The organism is Methylobacterium sp. NPDC097929 (assembly GCF_049543375.1).
Lineage (GTDB): Bacteria > Pseudomonadota > Alphaproteobacteria > Rhizobiales > Beijerinckiaceae > Methylobacterium.
Genome location: NZ_JBMVEP010000002.1, coordinates 321134 through 338760, shown reverse-complemented (window position 1 = coordinate 338760; position 17627 = coordinate 321134). Strand labels below are relative to the sequence as shown.

At 72.0% G+C, this 17627-nt stretch carries 15 protein-coding genes and 1 pseudogene; 4 read left to right on the top strand and 12 right to left on the bottom strand.

Translation table 11 applies throughout. From position 1 onward, the window contains the following. Positions 1 to 51: 51 nt before the first annotated feature. From ACPCJR_RS09650 to ACPCJR_RS09610, 9 genes and pseudogenes are all read right to left on the bottom strand, one after another. Positions 52 to 1446 (bottom strand): O-antigen ligase family protein, encoded by a 1395-nt coding sequence (locus ACPCJR_RS09650; RefSeq protein WP_391511949.1) that lies wholly within the window; start codon positions 1444 to 1446, stop codon positions 52 to 54. 224 nt (positions 1447 to 1670) lie between these two features. Continuing rightward, the gene (locus ACPCJR_RS09645; RefSeq protein WP_391511948.1) at positions 1671 to 2618 is read right to left on the bottom strand and encodes a hypothetical protein; all 948 of its coding nucleotides are present in this window, start codon (positions 2616 to 2618) and stop codon (positions 1671 to 1673) included. Positions 2619 to 2904: 286 nt separating this feature from the next. Then, the gene (locus ACPCJR_RS09640) at positions 2905 to 3651 is read right to left on the bottom strand and encodes an SDR family NAD(P)-dependent oxidoreductase (protein ID WP_391511947.1); all 747 of its coding nucleotides are present in this window, start codon (positions 3649 to 3651) and stop codon (positions 2905 to 2907) included. Further along, positions 3648 to 5009 (bottom strand): class I adenylate-forming enzyme family protein, encoded by a 1362-nt coding sequence (locus ACPCJR_RS09635; protein ID WP_391511946.1) that lies wholly within the window; start codon positions 5007 to 5009, stop codon positions 3648 to 3650. Before ACPCJR_RS09635 ends, ACPCJR_RS09640 begins: the two co-directional genes overlap by 4 nt. 290 nt (positions 5010 to 5299) lie before the next feature. After that, positions 5300 to 6214: pseudogene (locus ACPCJR_RS09630) on the bottom strand (alpha/beta hydrolase); the annotation flags it as partial. Between the two features lie 13 nt (positions 6215 to 6227). Continuing rightward, entirely contained in the window at positions 6228 to 7160 is a 933-nt protein-coding gene (locus ACPCJR_RS09625; RefSeq protein WP_391511945.1) for an amino acid--[acyl-carrier-protein] ligase, read from the bottom strand. A 49-nt stretch (positions 7161 to 7209) separates the two neighbouring features. After that, positions 7210 to 8412, bottom strand: a complete 1203-nt coding sequence (locus ACPCJR_RS09620; protein WP_391511944.1) for an acyl-CoA dehydrogenase family protein — start codon at positions 8410 to 8412, stop codon at positions 7210 to 7212. A 92-nt stretch (positions 8413 to 8504) separates the two neighbouring features. Beyond that, entirely contained in the window at positions 8505 to 8777 is a 273-nt protein-coding gene (locus ACPCJR_RS09615) for a phosphopantetheine-binding protein (RefSeq protein ID WP_391511942.1), read from the bottom strand. Between the two features lie 188 nt (positions 8778 to 8965). Next, a complete protein-coding gene (locus ACPCJR_RS09610; protein WP_391511941.1) occupies positions 8966 to 9487 on the bottom strand; it encodes a flavin reductase family protein in 522 nt (173 codons plus the stop codon). 346 nt (positions 9488 to 9833) lie between these two features. On the opposite strand from ACPCJR_RS09610, the gene ACPCJR_RS09605 reads away from it, so the two are divergent. Continuing rightward, entirely contained in the window at positions 9834 to 11558 is a 1725-nt protein-coding gene (locus ACPCJR_RS09605; RefSeq protein WP_391511940.1) for a thiamine pyrophosphate-binding protein, read from the top strand. 108 nt (positions 11559 to 11666) lie between these two features. On the opposite strand, the gene ACPCJR_RS09600 is transcribed toward ACPCJR_RS09605, so the two are convergent. The 3 genes from ACPCJR_RS09600 to ACPCJR_RS09590 all read right to left on the bottom strand — a co-directional run bounded on the left by ACPCJR_RS09600 (position 11667) and on the right by ACPCJR_RS09590 (position 13382). Beyond that, positions 11667 to 12563, bottom strand: coding sequence for a branched-chain amino acid aminotransferase (locus ACPCJR_RS09600; protein ID WP_391511939.1), 897 nt, complete (start codon positions 12561 to 12563; stop codon positions 11667 to 11669). 22 nt (positions 12564 to 12585) lie between these two features. Then, complete coding sequence (locus tag ACPCJR_RS09595) at positions 12586 to 13020, bottom strand: cupin domain-containing protein (protein ID WP_391512101.1); 435 nt, start codon at positions 13018 to 13020, stop codon at positions 12586 to 12588. Between the two features lie 161 nt (positions 13021 to 13181). Then, positions 13182 to 13382: a hypothetical protein gene (locus tag ACPCJR_RS09590; RefSeq protein WP_391511938.1), complete on the bottom strand. Its 201-nt coding sequence runs from the start codon at positions 13380 to 13382 to the stop codon at positions 13182 to 13184. 67 nt (positions 13383 to 13449) lie between these two features. Here ACPCJR_RS09590 and ACPCJR_RS09585 point away from each other — a divergent pair, with 67 nt between their 5' ends. The 3 genes from ACPCJR_RS09585 to ACPCJR_RS09575 are packed head-to-tail and all read left to right on the top strand — an operon-like array spanning position 13450 to position 17603. After that, entirely contained in the window at positions 13450 to 14742 is a 1293-nt protein-coding gene (locus ACPCJR_RS09585; protein ID WP_391511937.1) for an O-acetylhomoserine aminocarboxypropyltransferase/cysteine synthase family protein, read from the top strand. Between the two features lie 33 nt (positions 14743 to 14775). Next, entirely contained in the window at positions 14776 to 15771 is a 996-nt protein-coding gene (gene metA, locus ACPCJR_RS09580; protein ID WP_391511935.1) for a homoserine O-succinyltransferase MetA, read from the top strand. Between the two features lie 17 nt (positions 15772 to 15788). Beyond that, entirely contained in the window at positions 15789 to 17603 is a 1815-nt protein-coding gene (locus ACPCJR_RS09575) for a long-chain-acyl-CoA synthetase (RefSeq protein ID WP_391512100.1), read from the top strand. The last annotated feature ends 24 nt before the right edge of the window (positions 17604 to 17627 follow it).

Below are 17627 nucleotides of genomic sequence, written 5' to 3'. Positions count from 1 at the left end.
CCCGTTTCGGGACATCGGCGGCGGGCCGAAGGGTGGTTCGGGCGACACGCTTCAAGACGCGCGCCAAGCCGGGGACGGGCGTGCGCGCAACGCGGGTTCGACCGGCCGCGCGGCGCCCGCGCCCGCCCGTTCGCGGCCCGGCGCCTCCGCTCGCAGCGCGCCGATGCGGGCATAGGCCAGCATCGCCACGAAGGACAGGACGTGGAGATTCCAGTCCTGGAAGATGCCCGGCGTCGTCATCCCGTTGAGGATGATGAAGAACACGCAGGTCGCGACGAAGCGGCGCCCGGCCCCGTCGAGCTTCAGCCCCCATTGCACGGCGCTCGCCAGCACGAGCGCGCCGAAGCCGAGCCCGATCAGGCCCGTGCCCGCCCAGGCGCTCAGCAGCATGTTGTGCGAGCTCTGGATGGCCATGCCGTCCTTGCCCAGGGTGTCGGTGTAGAAGGCCGGCGGCACGAGGAGCTGGATGAACCGGTCCGCCGCGGAGAAGCCCGAGCCGACCATGTGGTCCTTGGTTCCCTCGATGAAGATCGGCCAGAAGGTGCCTCGCCCGGTGGCGCCGGCCAGTTCCTCCGCCGGCTTCTGCAGGACGACCGAGAGGAGATCGAGCAGGGCCGGGAAGGCCGACAGGCCCAGCATCAGCACCACGAACAGCGCGTAGACGAGGGCGAAGGCGACGTAGCCGAGGATGCGCACCCGGCGGCTCCGGCTCGCCACCATCAGGGCGGGCGCCACCGCGACGAGCGAGCCGGTGCTGGAGGCCGAGCCCGCGATGACGAAGCCGACGAGGGCGAGGAGCAGATGCGCGCGACGATGCCGGATGCGGTCGTCGAAGATCACGAGGAAGGCGTAGGTGGCGCAGAGATGGGGCACGATGTTGTGCTTGGCCGCCGAGAACACGATCCCGCTCGCGAAATTCCCCAGCATGATCGGCGCGACCGCCACGAGCCAGGCGATCGTGAACAGCGCGAACAGCCCGGCCAGCCGCCGCTCGATGTCCTCCCGGTCGAAGATCAGGATCACCGCGAGGTAGAAGATGGTCAGTTCGACCGAGCGGTAGGCCGTGTACATCGGCACGATCGACCAGGCGGTGCTGGCGATGTTCACGCCGATCATCAGCGTGAACGGCAGGTAGGGCATCGAGAAGGGCACCAGCAGGATGCGCCGGTCCACCGCGATCCGCATGGCGAGATAGAGACCCATCAGCCCCGTCATGACGAGGGTGACGATGTTGGAGGCGGTCAGCCCCTCCTCCAGCACGGCGTTGCCGTCCTCGCGCGGCACGTTGAAGACGAGCGGCATCAGCGCGAAGGCCGCGACCAGGACGATGGGGACGGTGATGGGCGCGTTCAGCGGTCCCGTCTCCGTCGCGAGGTTGTGGCGCGCCAGCGGGTAGAGCAGCACGAACCAGATCACGACGGCCGCGGCCACGAGGAGGCTGAGCATTCCGGCGGGTTCCTTGAGGTGATCCCTCAGCCTTCGTTGAACGGGACAGGAGCGGATCTGGAACCGCGCCGATCCCGCGCGGTCCAACACTCCGTGAAATCTTGGTTTATGGCGCCTTTCAGGCTCCGGAGCCGCGCCGCACCGGATTTTCCGCGGGTACGGCCCGAGCTGTTGTTATGCCGCACCCTCCCGCGGGCGGGCGGCACCTCGTCCGGCGACCGGGATCAGGTGCCGAACAGCACGACCTCGGTATAGGCGAGGTCCCCGGTCGGCGGCGGGTTGGGGCCGCGGGCGTATTTCGGGGCGCGGCCCTCGAAGTAGTGTCCGGCAAGGCCCGGCAGCCGGCCCACCGCGTCGAGGACGAACCACGGCATGGCTTGGCGCATGAGCAGATGCCGGCCGATCGCGCCGAGGAAGGCGGGCAGGTCGAGGTCGGTCGAGCGGTAGACGAGCTGGAGGCAGGGCAGGCGCGGCCAGCGTTCCGAGCCGGCCCTGAGCTTCAGCCCGCGGCGCTGGAAGACCAGCGCGCCGGCCTTCCCGCCGTCCGAGCAGACGAGCCCGATGCAGCCGTAGGCGACGTGGTCGGCCACCAGCCGCGCCTCCGGCTCGGGCAGCAGGCGCAGGCTCCCGGCATCGGCCGTGCGCACCCGGCGGCCCCAACCGGGGGAGCCCAGCATCGGCAGCACGAGCATCTGGCCCGAGCAGACCGGCTTGAAGCCCCGCGCCCGATGCATCTTCCAGGTCTGCGGGGCGGGCGAGACGTTGGTGTAGGTCACCCGCCGGTCGCGCATGGCGAAGCCGTCGAGCAGGGTGCCGAGCGCGCGGAATTCCGGCAGCACGTACCAGCTCGACAGGTTGCAGCGCAGATGCGTGCCGGCCTCGTCCGTCACGACGCGGTAGAGGGCGAGCAGCACGCCGACGATTGTGCCGTCCCGATCCAGCACGTAGCCGTAGCGCGGCACGTCGTCGGGGAGCGGCTGGGTGCGGTGGCGCTCCAGGCCCGTCCGCCAATAGGCCTCCGAGCGGTCCGGGAAGCCGATCCGCAGCAGCCGCACCACGGTGCCGAGGTCGTCCTCCTCGATGACTCGGCAGCGGACCTTCGGCCGGCCCGCCCCGGTCTCCACGACCGCGACGGGCGGACCGTCCTCCACGTCAGCCTGCAACCCGCTCATCGAAGCCCCCTTCGGCCTGCCCCGCCCTCTCACCGCCGGCGACGAGCATCGAGGCGGCGGGCGGACCCCGTGCCGTCCCCATTCGGGACGCGATCGTGAGAGGTGCGAGAACGGTGCCGGGCGGTGCGTGCCGGATCGGCACTTGCCGGATCGGCAATCGCCCGCCCTCGCTCGAATGCCCTCTCCGGCCTTCCGCCGACGGCCCTAAAGTGCCTCACAAAACTCCCGATCACCTGCCGTTCTCGCTCTGGAGACGACAGCGCAGCGGGAGTTTTGTGAGAGACACTCAGGCGGTGCTGCCGGCGTCGATGGTCAGCACCGTGCCGGTGACGTTGCGGGCCTTGTCCGACATCAGGTAGGCGACGGCGTCGGCGACATCCTGCGGCTCGGCCAGCCGCTTGAGCGCGCTGCGGTTGGCCACGCGCCCCCGCTCGGCCGCGTCCATGTCTTCCGTCAGCGCCGTCTCGATGAAGCCCGGCGCGACCGCGTTGACCGTGACGCCGAGCCGTCCGACCTCGCGGGCGAGCGACTTGGTGAAGCCGATCATCGAGGCCTTGGTGGCGGCGTAGACGGAGAGCGCGTTGTAGCCGGTGAAGGCGATGATCGAGCTGACGTTGACGATCCGGCCGGCGCCGGCCGTCATCATGCCGCGGGCGAGGTACTTGGTCAGCACCATCGGCGCGAGCGTGTTGAGGTGGACGAGTTCGGCGATTTTGCTCGCGGGCATGGTCGTGAGCAGGCCGGGTGTGCCGAGCGCGGCGTTGTTGACGAGGCCGTAGACCGGCCCGTGCTCCGCCCGGATCCTCTGGCAGAGCGGCTGGAGCCCGTCGATCGCGCCGAGATCGGCGGCCACGAAGGCGATCCGGCCGGGGCCGGCGGCCTCCTGCGCGGCCTCCAGCGCCTCGCTCGGGCGGCGGGCCAGGGCGACCACGCGAAACCCCTCGGCGGCCAGCGTCGCGGCCATGGCGAGGCCGAGTCCGCGGCTCGCGCCGCTGACGACGACGAGGCGTCCGCTCTTGAAATCCTCGCTCATGCGCCCCTCCGCACCAGCTTGCCGCCGGAGGTGATCGGCAGTGCGTCCACGAACTTCACGCTGGCCGGCACCTTGTGGGCGGCCAGGCGCGGGCGGCAATGGGCGAGGATCGCCCTCTTCAGTTCCGCGCGGTCGGTCTCCGCATCGGCGCGCAGCACGATTTCCGCCTCGACCACCGCGCCGAGGATCGGGTTGGCACGGGCGCGCACCCGGGACATCGACACGCCCGGGAAGACGTTGATGACGGTCTCGACCTCCTCCGGCTGCACCTTGGCGCCGCCGACATTGATGACGCCGCTGCGCCGGCCGAGGAAGTGGTAGCGCTCGCCCCGGCGCTCGACGAGGTCGCCGGTGTCGATGAAGCCGTCCCCGGCGATCAGCGCCTCGGGTGCGGCACCCAGATAGCGCCGGCCGGTGCGGGAAGAGCGCACGAACAGGCTGTCCTCGCGCACCGTGATCTCGATCCCGGCGCGCGTCCCGATCAGGGAGGCGGGGAAGCCCTCCCGCCCGTCCTCGACGGTGAAGCCGACGCCGCCCTCGGTCGAGGCGTAAGCGTGGGCGATGCGCGCGTCGGGGAAGGCGGCGCGCAGGGCGTCGAGCACGGTCTGGTCGGCGATCTCGCCCGACAGCCGCACGTAGCGGGGGCTCAGCCGGTCGAGCGCCGCGCTCATCAGGGCGAGCCGCCAGTGCGAGGGCGTGCCGAGGATGTGGCTGACGCTCCCCTTGCCGACGCGGACGAGGTAGTCGCGCAGGGGCTCGCTCGCCTCCGAGAGCACGAGCGAGGACGGCCCGAGCATCGCCCGCAGGAAGACCTGCAGCCCGCCGTAGCGGCGGATGTCGTAGAACGTGCTCCAGACCGTGCCGGGCTCCGGTGCGGCGGCGGTGTTGATGCCGCCGGCCAGGCCTTCGAGGGTGTGGGCGACGAGCTTGGGCGCGCCGGTGGTGCCGGACGTGGCCAGCGCCCACTCGGTCGCGCGGGTCCCTCCCGGGGCGGCGCGGCAGGCCTCCTCCACGTCGATGCGGGGCAGCCCCGGCAGCGCGTCGGAGGCCAGCCCCTCGGCGTCGCAGACGCAGATCTCGGCCTCCGCGTCCGCGGCGATCCGGGCCACGTGCTCCGGCGCCAGCTTTGGGGGAACGAGGGCGAGGCGGGCGGCCAGACCGTCGAGCGCGATGAGGGCGCGGGCCGCCGCCATCTGCCCGCCGACCGCGAGCAGCACCCGGCGGCCGGCCAGCGCCTCCGCTGCCGCGGCGTCGCGCCCGCCGACGACGATCCCGGCGAGATCTTTTCGGGTGCGGTGGTCGGACAGGAACAGCCCGTCGAGGCCGCCCGCCGCCAGAAGTCTCTCGCGCAGGATCATCGGAGTCAGGCCGCCAGACGGGTCGCGGCGCGGTCGTAGAGGGCGACGAGGTCGCCCACCGTCACCGGCAGGTCCGAGGCGTCCATCTCGCCGAAGGGATCGGCGCCGGTCAGATCCTCCATCCGCGCCACGAGGAGCGCGAAGCAGAGCGAGTCGAACTCGGTGTCGAGCATGACGAGGTCGTCGGTGATCGGCGGCATCCGCTTCTCCTGCTCGGCGGCGATGGCGGCGATCTCGGCGAAGACGGTGGTGCGCAGGGACATGGTTCTCTCCTCTGAAACGGGTGGCGGGGAAGCGGCGCGCAGCAACACGGCGAAGTCGCGCGCGATGCCGGACAGGATCGGACGGGAGCGCGGCACGAGGCGCCCGAGGCCGTAGAAGAAGTGGATCATGCCCGGATGGCAGGTGTGGGCGGCCTCGCCTCCGGCGCGGGTCAGGCACTCGGCGTAAGCCTCGCCCTCGTCGCGGACGGGATCGTATGCGGCGGTGTGGATCTGCGCCGGCGGCAGGCCGGCGAGATCGGCCTCCCGCAGGGGCGAGAGGCGGGCCGACGGCGCGGCAGCCTCGGGCCCGCAGGCGGCGAGGTCGCCCCGGATGGTCGCCTCGTCGAGGAAGTAGCCGCGGGCGAAGTCGCGGCGCGAGGCGCTCGTCCCGTGCACGTCGAGCACGGGGCAGATCAGCAGCTGCGCCGCGATTCGACCACCGCGCCTCTCCTGGCAGACCCGGGCGGCGAGCCCGGCACCCGCGGAATCGCCGCCGATGCCGAGCCGGGCCGGATCGATGCCGAGATCCTTCGCGTGCGCGGCAACCCACGCCGTCGCCGCCAGGGCGTCGTCGAGGGCCGCCGGAAAGGGATGCTCCGGAGCGAGCCGGTAAGCGAGCGCGAGGACCCGCAGCGATCCCGCCTCGGCCAGCACCCGGCAGATCCCGTCATGGCTGTCGAGGTCGCCGGTCACCAGCCCGCCGCCGTGCAGGTAGAGCAGGCCGGGCCCGTCCTGCGTCCCGTCCGGCGCGTAGAGCCGCGCGGAGAGCGGCCCGGCCGGACCCGGCAGGCTGAGTTCGCGGGTCGCGACACCCTCCGCGCCGAGGCCCGCGAGCCGGGTGAGCCCGCGCAGGCCCTCGCGGCGGGCCGCCAGGGTGATGCCGCCCGAGGCCCCGAGCGCCATCATGTCGAGGAAGCGGCTGACATGCGGATCGAGGGCCATCGGCGGCGCCCGCTCAGAGCTTCAGGGCGGAGCGGACGGAGGCCGGCCAGTCCGCGACCTGCGCGCCGTGGGTGGCGAACAGCGCCACCGCGAGCCGGTCCATGCCGAAGGCGACGCAGCCGGTATGGGCGGGCTCGCCGTCGGCCAGCGTCAGGCCCCAGGTCGTACCGAAATGCTCGCGGTGATAGTTGAAGCTCATGCAGGCGGTGCCGGCGGCGGCCCCGCGCAGCGGGATCAGCAGCTCGAACTTCAGCGCCTGTTCGAGCTGGCTGAAGGCCATGATCTGGCCGAGCCGGCCGAAGAACGGGTCGCTCGCGGTCTCGACGGTGTAGGGCAGGCCGAGTTCGTCGGCCATGGCGGTGGCGGTCGCGATCCAGCTCTCGCGGAAGGCGACGATCTGCTCCGGCGTGCCGATGCGGACGTATTCGCGCATGCGGAAGGATTGCAGCCGGTCGAGATGGCGCGAGGGCTCCCGGCGGAAGCAGTCGCAGGCCACGTCGAAGCGGTAGCCGGTCGCCGGCACCGTCCCCCGCGCGGCGGCGATCGGGTAGACCGGGTAGCAGGCGGCCGGCGTCAGCACGAGGTCGGCGGTCTGCAGGCCGGTGGTCCAGTCGCCGCCCTCCAGATGCCGGTCGGCCGAGGCGCGGATCTCCGCCTCGCTGCCCTCCAGGCAGGAGACGCAGCCGAGCAGGTTGGGGAAGCTCTTGAGGTAGCCGTGCCGCTCCAGATGCGCCCGGCTCATCACGGGGGGAAAGCGGAACACCTCCGTGCCGTCCTCCCGGCGGGCCGAGACGAAGGCGGCCAGCGCCTCGACCACCGACTCGTAGGCGCCCGTGCGGGCGTAGACGCCCTGCGCGTTCATCGGCTTGAACATCGCGTCGAACAGGGCGTCGAGCGGGTCGGTCGCGGGCGGGGAGGCCGGCGCGTTCATCACGGGCATGTTCATGGCGGGTCAGTCTCTCGGGCAGGCGGTGCGGGGAGCGGGGCGGGCGCCCTCAGGCGCCGAGCGAGGCGGCGACGGGCGACATCAGCGTCGCGGTGGCGAGGTTGGCCACGATCCGGTCGTTGTGGATCATGATCGGCGCGGAGAGGATGTCGCGCAGGGCCCGGCCGATGCTGAAGGCGCCGTCCTGGCGGTAGCCGGCCAGCCCGTTGGCGCGCAGCGCGCTCGACACGGCCGCGACCGCCAGATCCGAGACCTCGACCTTGAGCATCGTGATTGCGGTCTGGAAATCGAGCGCGGCGAGCGCGGACGGGTCGCCCTCGGCGGCCTCGAACCGGTCGAGCCCCTGCGTGATGAGGGCGCGCGCCTGCTTCAGGCTGGAGACGGCCCGGGCGTAGTGCAGCGCGCCCGGCGGAGCCACGCCCCCGGCCCCCCGCATCGCCGTGCGGGTGAAGGCCTGCGCCCGCTCGACGGCGCAGGCCGCGATGCCGGCCCAGGCGCTCGACCAGAGCAGGTGCGAGACCGGGGTCATGGTCTGGTTGTGGATGTCGCCGTAGCGGGCGGCGAGCACCTGTTCCGGGCGGCCGCGGGCCTTGAGGTGGAAGCCGCTGCTGCAGGTGCCGCGCATGCCCAGCGTCTCCCAGCCGCTCAGGCGCTCCAGGCTGTAATCCTCCCGCAGGAAGACGCAGAGCACCTGATCGGAGGGGCCGGCCTCGGCCGAGCGGCGGGCGACGGTGACGATCCCGTCGGCCTGCGCGCCGTAGGAGATCACGGTGGCGGCGCGCTCCAGGGTGACCGCCTCGCCGTCCATCTCGATCGCGGCGGCCGACGCACGCACGTTGCCGCCGCCTTGGCCCTCCGTGGTGGAGGAGGCCATCAGGAGCTGCGCGTCGGCGATGCGGCGCAGGAGGCCGTCGCGCCAGGGCTCGCCGGCTCCGTGCCGGACGAGGCAGGCGACCTTGGTCTGGTGCATGGCGAAGATCATCGCCGTGGAGGCGCAGGCCCGGCCCAGTTGGTAGGCGATCTCGGCGAGCGCCCGCACCGAGGCGCCCTCCCCGCCGAGCGCGATCGGCACGGCCGCGCCGAGCAGGCGCTGCGAGCGCAGGGCGGCGATGGCCTCCTCGGGGAAGCGCCCGTCGCGGTCCACGGCCTCCGCGTGGGCGGCGGCGATGGCGGCGGCGACGGTGGCGCGAGCGGTCAGGTCCGCCGCGTCCTCGACGCGTCCGTCCGGCACGGTCATGGGTTGGATCGTCATGGCTTGGCTCCCATGGCTTGGCTTCGAGGGGGAAGCCGGCCGGGCCGGCGAGTCGCGAAGGGTTGGTGCGGGGCGCGCGAGCGGCGCCCGCGTCAAGCGTGGGCGGCGCCGCGCACGCTCTCGACCATCCGGGCGATGGTTTCGATCGAGTGGAAGTTCTTCGGCGTCAGGCTGGCGGGCGGGATCATGATGTCGAACTCCGCCTCGACCGCGATCATCAGGTTGACGAGGTCGAGGGAGGAGAGGCCGACATCGACCAGCGCGTCCCCCTGGCCGAAGGCCGGCGTGATCGCGTGGCGCGCGGCGATCGCGTAGGCGAGATCCATCGTCCGGTCCGCGACGCTTGCTGGCATGAGATGAGACATTGACTGTAGTCCTTGGACGTTCGGCAGATCGGTTCGGGTTTCGTCTGTTTCGGCTTCGAACGATGATTTGATAAGTTCAATACTCTTTTGGACGTGACGAGAAAGTCAATAATGGCGGTTAATGGATTGATTGGTTAATTGCGATCTGTTGGTTCGAAGGATAATCTCTTGAAGCGTCGACGTGCCGTTCAGCTCCTGACGAAGGGCAGGAATTGTCCGCTACCGTAGACGAGCGTCGCGCCCTCGGCCCGGCTGAGCCGGATCTCGCGCACCGCCCCGAGCAGGATCGCGTGGCTGTGCCGCTCGATCACTTCCTCCAGCGCGCAATCGACCACCGCCTGCGCCCCCGCAAGGCCGGAGGCGCCCGATGCCATGATCGTCCAGTCGCAGCCGCGGTAGCGGGCGGCCCCGCCCACCCCGCCGAGGCCGGCGAAGCGCTCGGCCACGTCCTGCTGGTCGGCTCCGAGGATGTTGACGCAGAAATGCCGCCGCCGGGCGATGACCGGCCAGGTCGAGCCCGCGCGGTTGACGCAGACCAGCATGGTCGGCGGATCGACCGAGAGCGACAGGGCCGAGGTGGCGGTGAAGCCGACCCGGTCCTCGCCGATGCCGGCGGTGACGACGACCACGCCCCCGGCCAGCCGGCGCATCGCCTGCTTCAGAAGCGGCGCGTCGACGGCCGGCGGGATCGGCATCGCGGCGGCGGCCATCACGCGGGGCCTCCGGCGGGAGAAGACGTTTTCGCTGATCTCCGGTGCGCGCGCATGGTTGGGCAGTCCGTCGGTCGATCCCGGGAAGGGCCCGGCCCGCGCCGGGGGCGGCGGGTCGGGTCGGTCTTGCGGCAGGCTCGGAAGAGCGTGCGGTCCGTGCCGGCCGAAACCGGTCGTTATCGGTTCATCGCTATGTCGTTTGCTGTCCTTGCGGCTGAGCTTTGCAAGTCCGGGACCCGGCCGGAGGGGCCGGAAACTGTTCAGTCCCGGCACGATCCGGGGATCGGGCCGGGCCGCGGTCCCGATCCGGGACGCCGGCCGCAGCCGAAACGAGAGGCGACCCGAGATGCGCGCGATGTCCCCCGACGCCGAGCCCGCCGAGACGCTTCCCCGCTCCGGCGGACGCAATGCCGCCCAGGCGCTGGTGGACCAGCTCGTCGCCAACGGCGTCGAGCACGTCTTCGCGGTGCCGGGCGAGAGCTACCTGCCGGTGCTCGACGCGCTCCACGAATCAGGCATCGCGATCACCGTCTGCCGCCAGGAGGGGGGCGCGGCGATGATGGCCGAGGCCCACGGCAAGGCGACGGGGCGGCCCGGCATCTGCTTCGTCACCCGCGGCCCCGGCGCGACCAACGCCTCGGCCGGCATCCACATCGCCCAGCAGGATTCGACCCCGATGATTCTGTTCGTCGGCCAGATCGAGCGGGGGCTTCGCGACCGCGAGGCGTGGCAGGAGGTCGATTACCGCGCCGCCTTCGGTCCGATCTGCAAATGGGCCACCGAGGTCGAGACCGGGGCGCGGATGCCGGAATACGTCTCGCGCGCCTTCCACGCCGCCACCGGCGGCCGCCCCGGCCCGGTCGTGGTGGCTCTGCCCAAGGACATGCTGAAGGACGCCGTCCCCGGCCCCTCCGCCCCGGCCTTCGTGCCGGTCGAGGCCGCCCCCGGCGTCGAGGAGGTAGAGCGGCTGGCCGCGCTCCTGGCCGAGGCGCGGGCGCCGTTCCTGCTGCTCGGCGGCAGCCGCTGGGACGAGCGGGCCTATGCCGACATCCGCGCCTTCGCGGAAGGCTTCGACCTTCCGGTCGCCACGAGCTACCGGCGCCTGCCGCTGTTCGACCCGCTCCACCCCAATTACGCGGGCGATCTCGGGCTTGCCGCCAACCCGCGGCTCGTGGCCCGGGTCAAGGCCGCCGACCTGCTGATCGTGCTGGGCGGGCGCCTCGGCGAGGTGGCGAGCCAGATGTATTCGCTCCTCGACATTCCGGCGCCGCGCACGCGGCTCGTCCACATCCATCCGGGACCCGAGGAACTCGGCCGGGTCTACGTCCCGCATCTGGCCATCAACGCCGCGCCGACCCGTATGGCCGCCGCACTCGCGCGTCTGCCGGCGCCGGCCGCCACGCCCTGGTCCGGGAACGCCCGGGGGGCGCATGCCGACTATCTCGCCTGGAGCGAGACGGCGACGCCCCAGCCCGGCCCGGTCAATCTCGGTGCGGTGATGATCGCGCTTCGCGAGGCGCTGCCCTCCGACGCGATCCTGTGCAACGGCGCGGGCAATTACGCCGCCTGGATTCACCGCTTCTACCGTTTCCGGCGGCGCGCCACCCACATGGCGCCGACCTCAGGCTCGATGGGCTACGGCGTGCCCGCCGCGGTCGCGATGAAGCGGCTCCACCCGGAGCGGATCGTGGTCTCGATCAACGGCGACGGCGACTTCCTGATGAACGGCCAGGAATTCGCGACCGCCGTGCAGTACGGCCTGAACATCGTCTGCATCGTCGCCGACAATGCCAGCTACGGCACGATCCGCATGCATCAGGAACGGGACTTTCCGGGCCGCGTCTGCGCCACCGACCTCGTGAATCCGGATTTCGCCGCCTATGCCCGCGCCTTCGGCGGCGTCGGCTTCACGGTGGAGCGGACCGAGGATTTTCCGGCCGCGCTCGATGCGGCGCTCGCCGCCGGGCGCCCGTCGATCATCCACGTGAAGTTCTCCGTGGACGCGATCGCACCGGGAACGAGCCTTGCGGCCATCCGCGAGCGGGCGCTGGCGCATCATCCCGAGCGGTGATCTGCGGCCGCCGGGAAACAACGATGCGGCGGCAGAGGGTCGGGGCACCGCCCCGGGTCCGGTGTCCGGAGCGGGGTTCCCGCAGGGCCGGACGGGCTCGCGCAGGCGTCAGCCCAGCCGCCCGTGCGCGAAATCCCAGTAGAGCTGGCGCGCCATGCGGAACATCGGCCCCGGCTCGAAGCGCACGTCGTCGAGCCCGGTGACCGGGGCGACCTTGGCGAAGTTGCCGGCGGTGAAGACCTCGTCGGCACCCAGAAAATCCTCGTAGCGCAGCGTCTTCTCCACCACCGTGACGCCGGCCCCGCGCAGCAGCGCGAGGACGCGGGCGCGGGTGATGCCGGCCAGGAACGTGCCGTTCGGGACCGGCGTATAGACCACCCCCTCCCTCACGAAGAACGCATTGGCGTTGGCGAACTCGGCGACGTTGCCGAGCCCGTCGAGCATCAGGCAGTTGCCGAAGCCGCGCGACAGCGCCTCGGTCAGCGCCCGGGCGCCGTTGGGATAGAGGCAGCCCGCCTTAGCATCGACGGGTGCCACCTCGATGGAGGGGCGGCGGAAGGGCGAGAGCGTCGCCCGGATGCCCGAGGGCAGCGGCATCGGCGCCGTGTAGAGCGACAGGCACCAGTTGGTGGAGGCGGGATCGAAGCGCACGCCCCCGGCAAAGCCGCTCTCGGCCCAGTACATCGGGCGGATGTAGAGTTCGGCCTCGGGCGCGAAGCGCGCCAAGCCCTCCGCGACGAGGCGCGTCCATTCCTCGACGCCGACCTTCGGCTCGAGGCCGAGCGCCGTGGCCGAGCGGTTGACGCGGGCCAGATGCAGGTCGAGGTCGGGCGTGACGCCCTCGAAGGCGCGGGCGCCGTCGAACACCGTCGAGCCGAGCCACGCGCCGTGGGTGCGCGGCCCCATGATCCGGACGTTTCCGGGGTGCCACGCACCCTCGAAGAAGGTCCAGGTGTCATGCTTGGAAGGGTCTTGGTTTGACGTGTCGTGATGGGATGGCGTCATCGCGGCCGGGCCTCCCTGCCCCTCAAGCGGCTTCGAGCGCGCCGCCGGTGCCGGCGCGGCGGCTCAGCATCCGCTTGGCCTTGCCGGCCGCGCGCAGGGCGAGCGCCACCACCTTCGGCTGCGTCTTCCGGCAGAAGGCGACCTTCCGCACGTAGCTCTCGACGTGCCAGTGGCAGACCGCGCCGCGGGGGATGAAGAGCACGTCGCCGGCCCGGAAGGTCTTGGCCGGCGAGATCCCGTCGCTGATCGTGGCCGAGCCCTCGATGAAGTGGATCGTCTCGTCGATGTCGTAGTGCCACTCGAACCGGCCCGCCGTGCAGTCCCAGACCAGCGTCCAGGCCATGCCGTCGGCGCTGCGCGAGAGCATCGTGTTGCGCGCCGTCGGCTGGCCCTCGTGAATCCAGCTCGGCTCGATCGGCGCGGCGCGCAGCTCGACCGAGGTCACGGACGGAATCATCGCGGTGTTCGACACGTCAGCCTCGCTGTCGGTGGGCGGATGTCCGGACCCGTTCCGGAGCAACCCAGCAAACGGAAATCACGATCGGGCCGGACGAGCAAGTCGAAGGTCGCGTTATGATGAACGCGTCCGAGATCAGTCCAGTCGATCGGTCCGTCTGTTCAGTCGAGCGCAGCGACGAGATCCGAATTGAGACGGATGATCCGATTTGGGACGTGGCCCGGCGGCCGGAACATCTGGACGAAACGGTCCGGCCGGTCCGCGCGCTCCAGCCCCTGCTCCTTCGCGCGCGGCGCGCGCAGGGCGCCGCGGAGCGGGACGGAGACCGACAGGGCGTGCGGCCGGCCATCCCGTTTCGGCACGGCCCCGTCTGGTCCCGGCCTTGCGCTTGCCGTCGCGACCCTGCGGTTCCTCGGACGACACGACACCATGCGCAGCGAAACGATCGCCGTTCACGCCGGCTTCGACCACGATCCGACGACGCACGCCGTGGCGGTGCCGATCTACCAGAGCGTGGCCTACGCCTTCGACAGCGCCGATCACGGCGCGGCCCTGTTCAATCTGGAGGAAGAGGGCTTCCGCTACAGCCGGATCGCCAATCCCACCGTCGCGGTGCTGGAGCGGCGCGTGGCGGAGCTGGAGGGCGGCCACGCGGCGCTCGCCGTCGCCTCGGGACAGGCGGCGCTGCACTACGCCCTCGCCACCCTGGCCGACCACGGCGGCAACATCGTCGCCGTGCCGCAGCTCTACGGCACGACGCATACCCTGCTCGCCCATGTCCTGCCCCGGCAGGGCATCACCTGCCGCTTCGCCGCGAGCGACCGGGCCGAGGACATCGCGGCGCTGATCGATGGCGACACCCGCGCGGTCTATTGCGAGTCGATCGGCAATCCGGCCGGCAACATCTGCGACATCGAGGCCCTGGCGGCGGTGGCCCACGCGCACGGCGTGCCCCTCGTCGTCGACAACACCGTGCCCACCCCGATCCTGATGCGGCCGATCGATTACGGGGCCGACATCGTCGTCGCCTCGCTCACCAAGTTCATGGGCGGCCACGGCACCACGCTCGGCGGCATCGTGGTCGATTCCGGGCGCTTCGACTGGGCGGCCCACCCCGCGCGCTTCCCGATGTTCACGACCCCGGACGTCTCGTATCACGGGCTCGTCTACGCCGAGCATTTTGGCCGCGGCGCCTTCGCGGCCCGCGCCCGCAGCGTCTACCAGCGCACCACCGGCGCGGTGCTGCCGGCGATGTCCGCCTTCCTGCTCCTGCAGGGCATCGAGACCGTGGCCCTGCGCGTGGAGCGCCATGTCGAGAATGCCCGCAAGGTCGCCGAGCACCTGCGGGCGCACCCGCGGATCGCCTGGGTGAACTATGCCGGCTTCCCCGACAGCCCGAACCACCCGATGGCCCGCAAGTACCTGAAGGGCGAGGGTTCCTCGCTCCTCACCTTCGGCGTCGAGGGCGGCTTCGAGGGCGGCAAGGCGTTCTACGACGCCCTCAAGCTGGTCAAGCGCCTCGTCAATATCGGCGATGCCAAGTCGCTCGCCTGCCACCCGGCCTCGACCACGCACCGGCAGATGACCCCCGACGAGCAGCGGGTCGCCGGCGTCCTGCCGGAGACGATCCGGCTCAGCGTCGGCATCGAGCATAGCGACGACATCCTGGAGGATCTCGACCAAGCGCTCGCCGCCGCGAGACCCGCCGCGCTCGCGGCCTGACCCTTTTTCGCCCCGTTCGAGAGGAGACCCGCCATGCTGGATCTTGGTATCGCGAGGACGTATCCGGCGGAGCCCGACCGGGACGCGTCGAGCGGGTTCGGCCATCCCGACGCGGAGCCGGTGCCGTCCCTGCGGGTCGGCCTCCTCAACAACATGCCGGACGCCGCCCTCGTCCAGACCGAGCGGCAGTTCCGCGGCCTGATCGGCCCTGCGGCGGAGTTGCGCCTGTTCAGCCTCGACAGCGTGACGCGGGGTCCGCTCGCCCGGGCGCATCTCGACCGCTTCTACGAGCCCGCAGGCGCCCTGGCCGGAGCCGGCCTCGACGCCCTCGTGATCACTGGCGCCGAACCGAAGGCGGCGCGCCTCGACGAGGAGCCCTACTTCGCGGCGCTCGCGGGCGTGGTGGATTGGGCGGCCGCGACCGGCCTGCCGACCCTGTTCTCCTGTCTGGCCGCGCATGCCGCCGTGCTGCACCTCGACCGGATCGAGCGCCGCCGGCTGCCCGCCAAGCATTCCGGCGTCTACGATTGCACGGCCACCGCCGCCCACCCGCTCCTGGCGGGGCTTCCCGCGCGCGTGCCGGTGCCGCATTCGCGCTGGAACGACCTGGCCGAGGCGGACCTCATCGCCCGCGGCTACCGGATCCTGCGCCGCTCGGACGAGGTCGGCGCCGACCTGTTCGTGCGCGAGACGGGCGGGGGCCTGATGGTCTTCCTTCAGGGCCACCCGGAATACGAGACGGACACCCTCGCCCGCGAGTACCGCCGCGACATGGGCCGCTTCCTGGAGGGCGAGCGCGAGACCTGCCCGGATCTGCCCGAGAACTACTATGCCGAGGATGCGGCCCGGCACCTCGCGACCTTCGCCGACTGGGCGCAGAGTCAGCGCTCGCCGGCCCTGCACGCCGAGTTCCCGACCATGGCCTCGACCCCGCCCCGCCCCAACGGCTGGCAGGAGGGCGCGGCCGGGCTGTTCCGCAACTGGCTCGGGCTGGTGGCGGTGCGCCGCGCCACCCCGCTCGCGGCCTGAGGGGGGGCGCCATGGCGATGTCGGCCACGCCCCGCGCGGAGACGATCGAGGAGGCCGCGCCCGAAGCCGGCGGTCCGCCGCGCGCCTCCTCCAGCGCCGGCTGGATCGGCGCGCTGGCGCGCACGGCCCGGATCGACGCGCAGCCGCAGCGGATCTTCCCGCTCGTCCTCGACGAGGTCGCGCAGGCGCAGGGCGACGCGCCGGCCCTGATCGGCACCGAGGAGACCCTGAGCCACCGGGATTTCGCCGGGCGCCGCAACCGCTACGCCCGCTGGGCGCTGGCGCGAGGGCTCGCCAAGGGCGACACCGTCGCCCTGCTGATGCGCAACGGCCCGGACTATCTCGCGATCTGGCTCGGCCTGAGCCGGGTCGGGATCTGCGTGGCGCTGCTCAACACCCACCTGCGCGAGCGCGGCCTCGCCCATTGCATCGCCGTCGCCGCACCGCGCCTGCTGATCGCGGGCACCGATCTCGCCGAGGCGTGGCGGGGCGCCCTGCCCCATCTCGACGCGCTGCCGGAGATCGTCTGGCAGGGAGGGGACGCCGCCGCACCGCTCGCCGCCGCGGCCGCGGCCTTCCGCGACGCGCCGCTCGGCCCCGACGAGGCGCCCGCCGTGACGCTGCGCGACCCGGCGCTCCTGATCTACACCTCCGGCACCACCGGCCTGCCCAAGGCCGCCCGGGTGAGCCACCACCGGGTGATGATGTGGACGCACTGGTTCGCCGGGCTGATCGAGCCGACGCCGCAGGACCGGATGTACGATTGCCTGCCGCTCTACCACAGCGTCGGCGGCGTCGTGGCGCCGGGCTCGGTGCTGCTCGGCGGCGGCTCCGTAGTGATCCGCGAGAAGTTCTCGGCGAGCCGGTTCTGGGCCGACGTGGCGGCGAGCGGCGCGACTCTGTTCCAGTATATCGGCGAGCTGTGCCGCTACCTCACGCTGGCGCCCCCCGATCCGGCCGAGCACGCCCATTCCCTCAGGCTCTGCACCGGCAACGGCATGCGGCCGGAGGTGTGGGAGGCCTTCCAGGCGCGCTTTTCCGTGCCGCGCATCCTCGAATTCTACGCCGCCACGGAGGGCACGCTCTCGCTCTACAACGTCGAGGGCAAGGTCGGCGCGGTGGGGCGCGTGCCTCCCTTCATGGCCCGGCGCTCCCCCGCCCTGATCGTGCGGCACGACGCGCAGACCGGCCTGCCCGCCCGCGACGCGGCGGGGCGCTGCATCCCCGCCGCCTTCGGCGAGGCCGGCGAGTTGCTCGGGCGGCTCTCGGACCGGGCCGAATACACCTTCGAGGGCTATACCAGCGCGCAGGAGAGCGCGCGCAAGATCCTGCGCGACGTCTGCGCGCCGGGCGATGCCTGGATGCGCACCGGAGACCTGATGCGCCGGGACGCGCAGGGCTTCTTCTACTTCGTCGATCGGATCGGCGACACCTTCCGCTGGAAGGGCGAGAACGTCGCCACCACCGAGGTGGCCGAGGCGCTGCATCGGGTCGAGGGCGTGCGCGAGGCCAACGTCTACGGCGTGCCCGTGCCCGGCGCCGAGGGCCGCGCCGGCATGGCGGCGCTCGCCGTCGGGCCGGATTTCGACCTCGCGCACCTGCACGCCGCCCTGGCCGGGCGCCTGCCTCCATACGCCCGACCGCTCTTCCTGCGCTTGAGCAACGAACTCGGCCACACCGAGACCTTCAAGCAGAAGAAGGCAGCGCTCGCCGAAGAGGGTTTCGATCCGGCCCGGACCGACGACCCGCTCTACCTGGATCGCGACGGCGCCTATCGCCGGATCGATCGGGCCCTGTACGCGGAGCTCGCGGCCGGCACACTGCGGCTGTGACGGGAGCGGGCCCGCGCGCCGAGC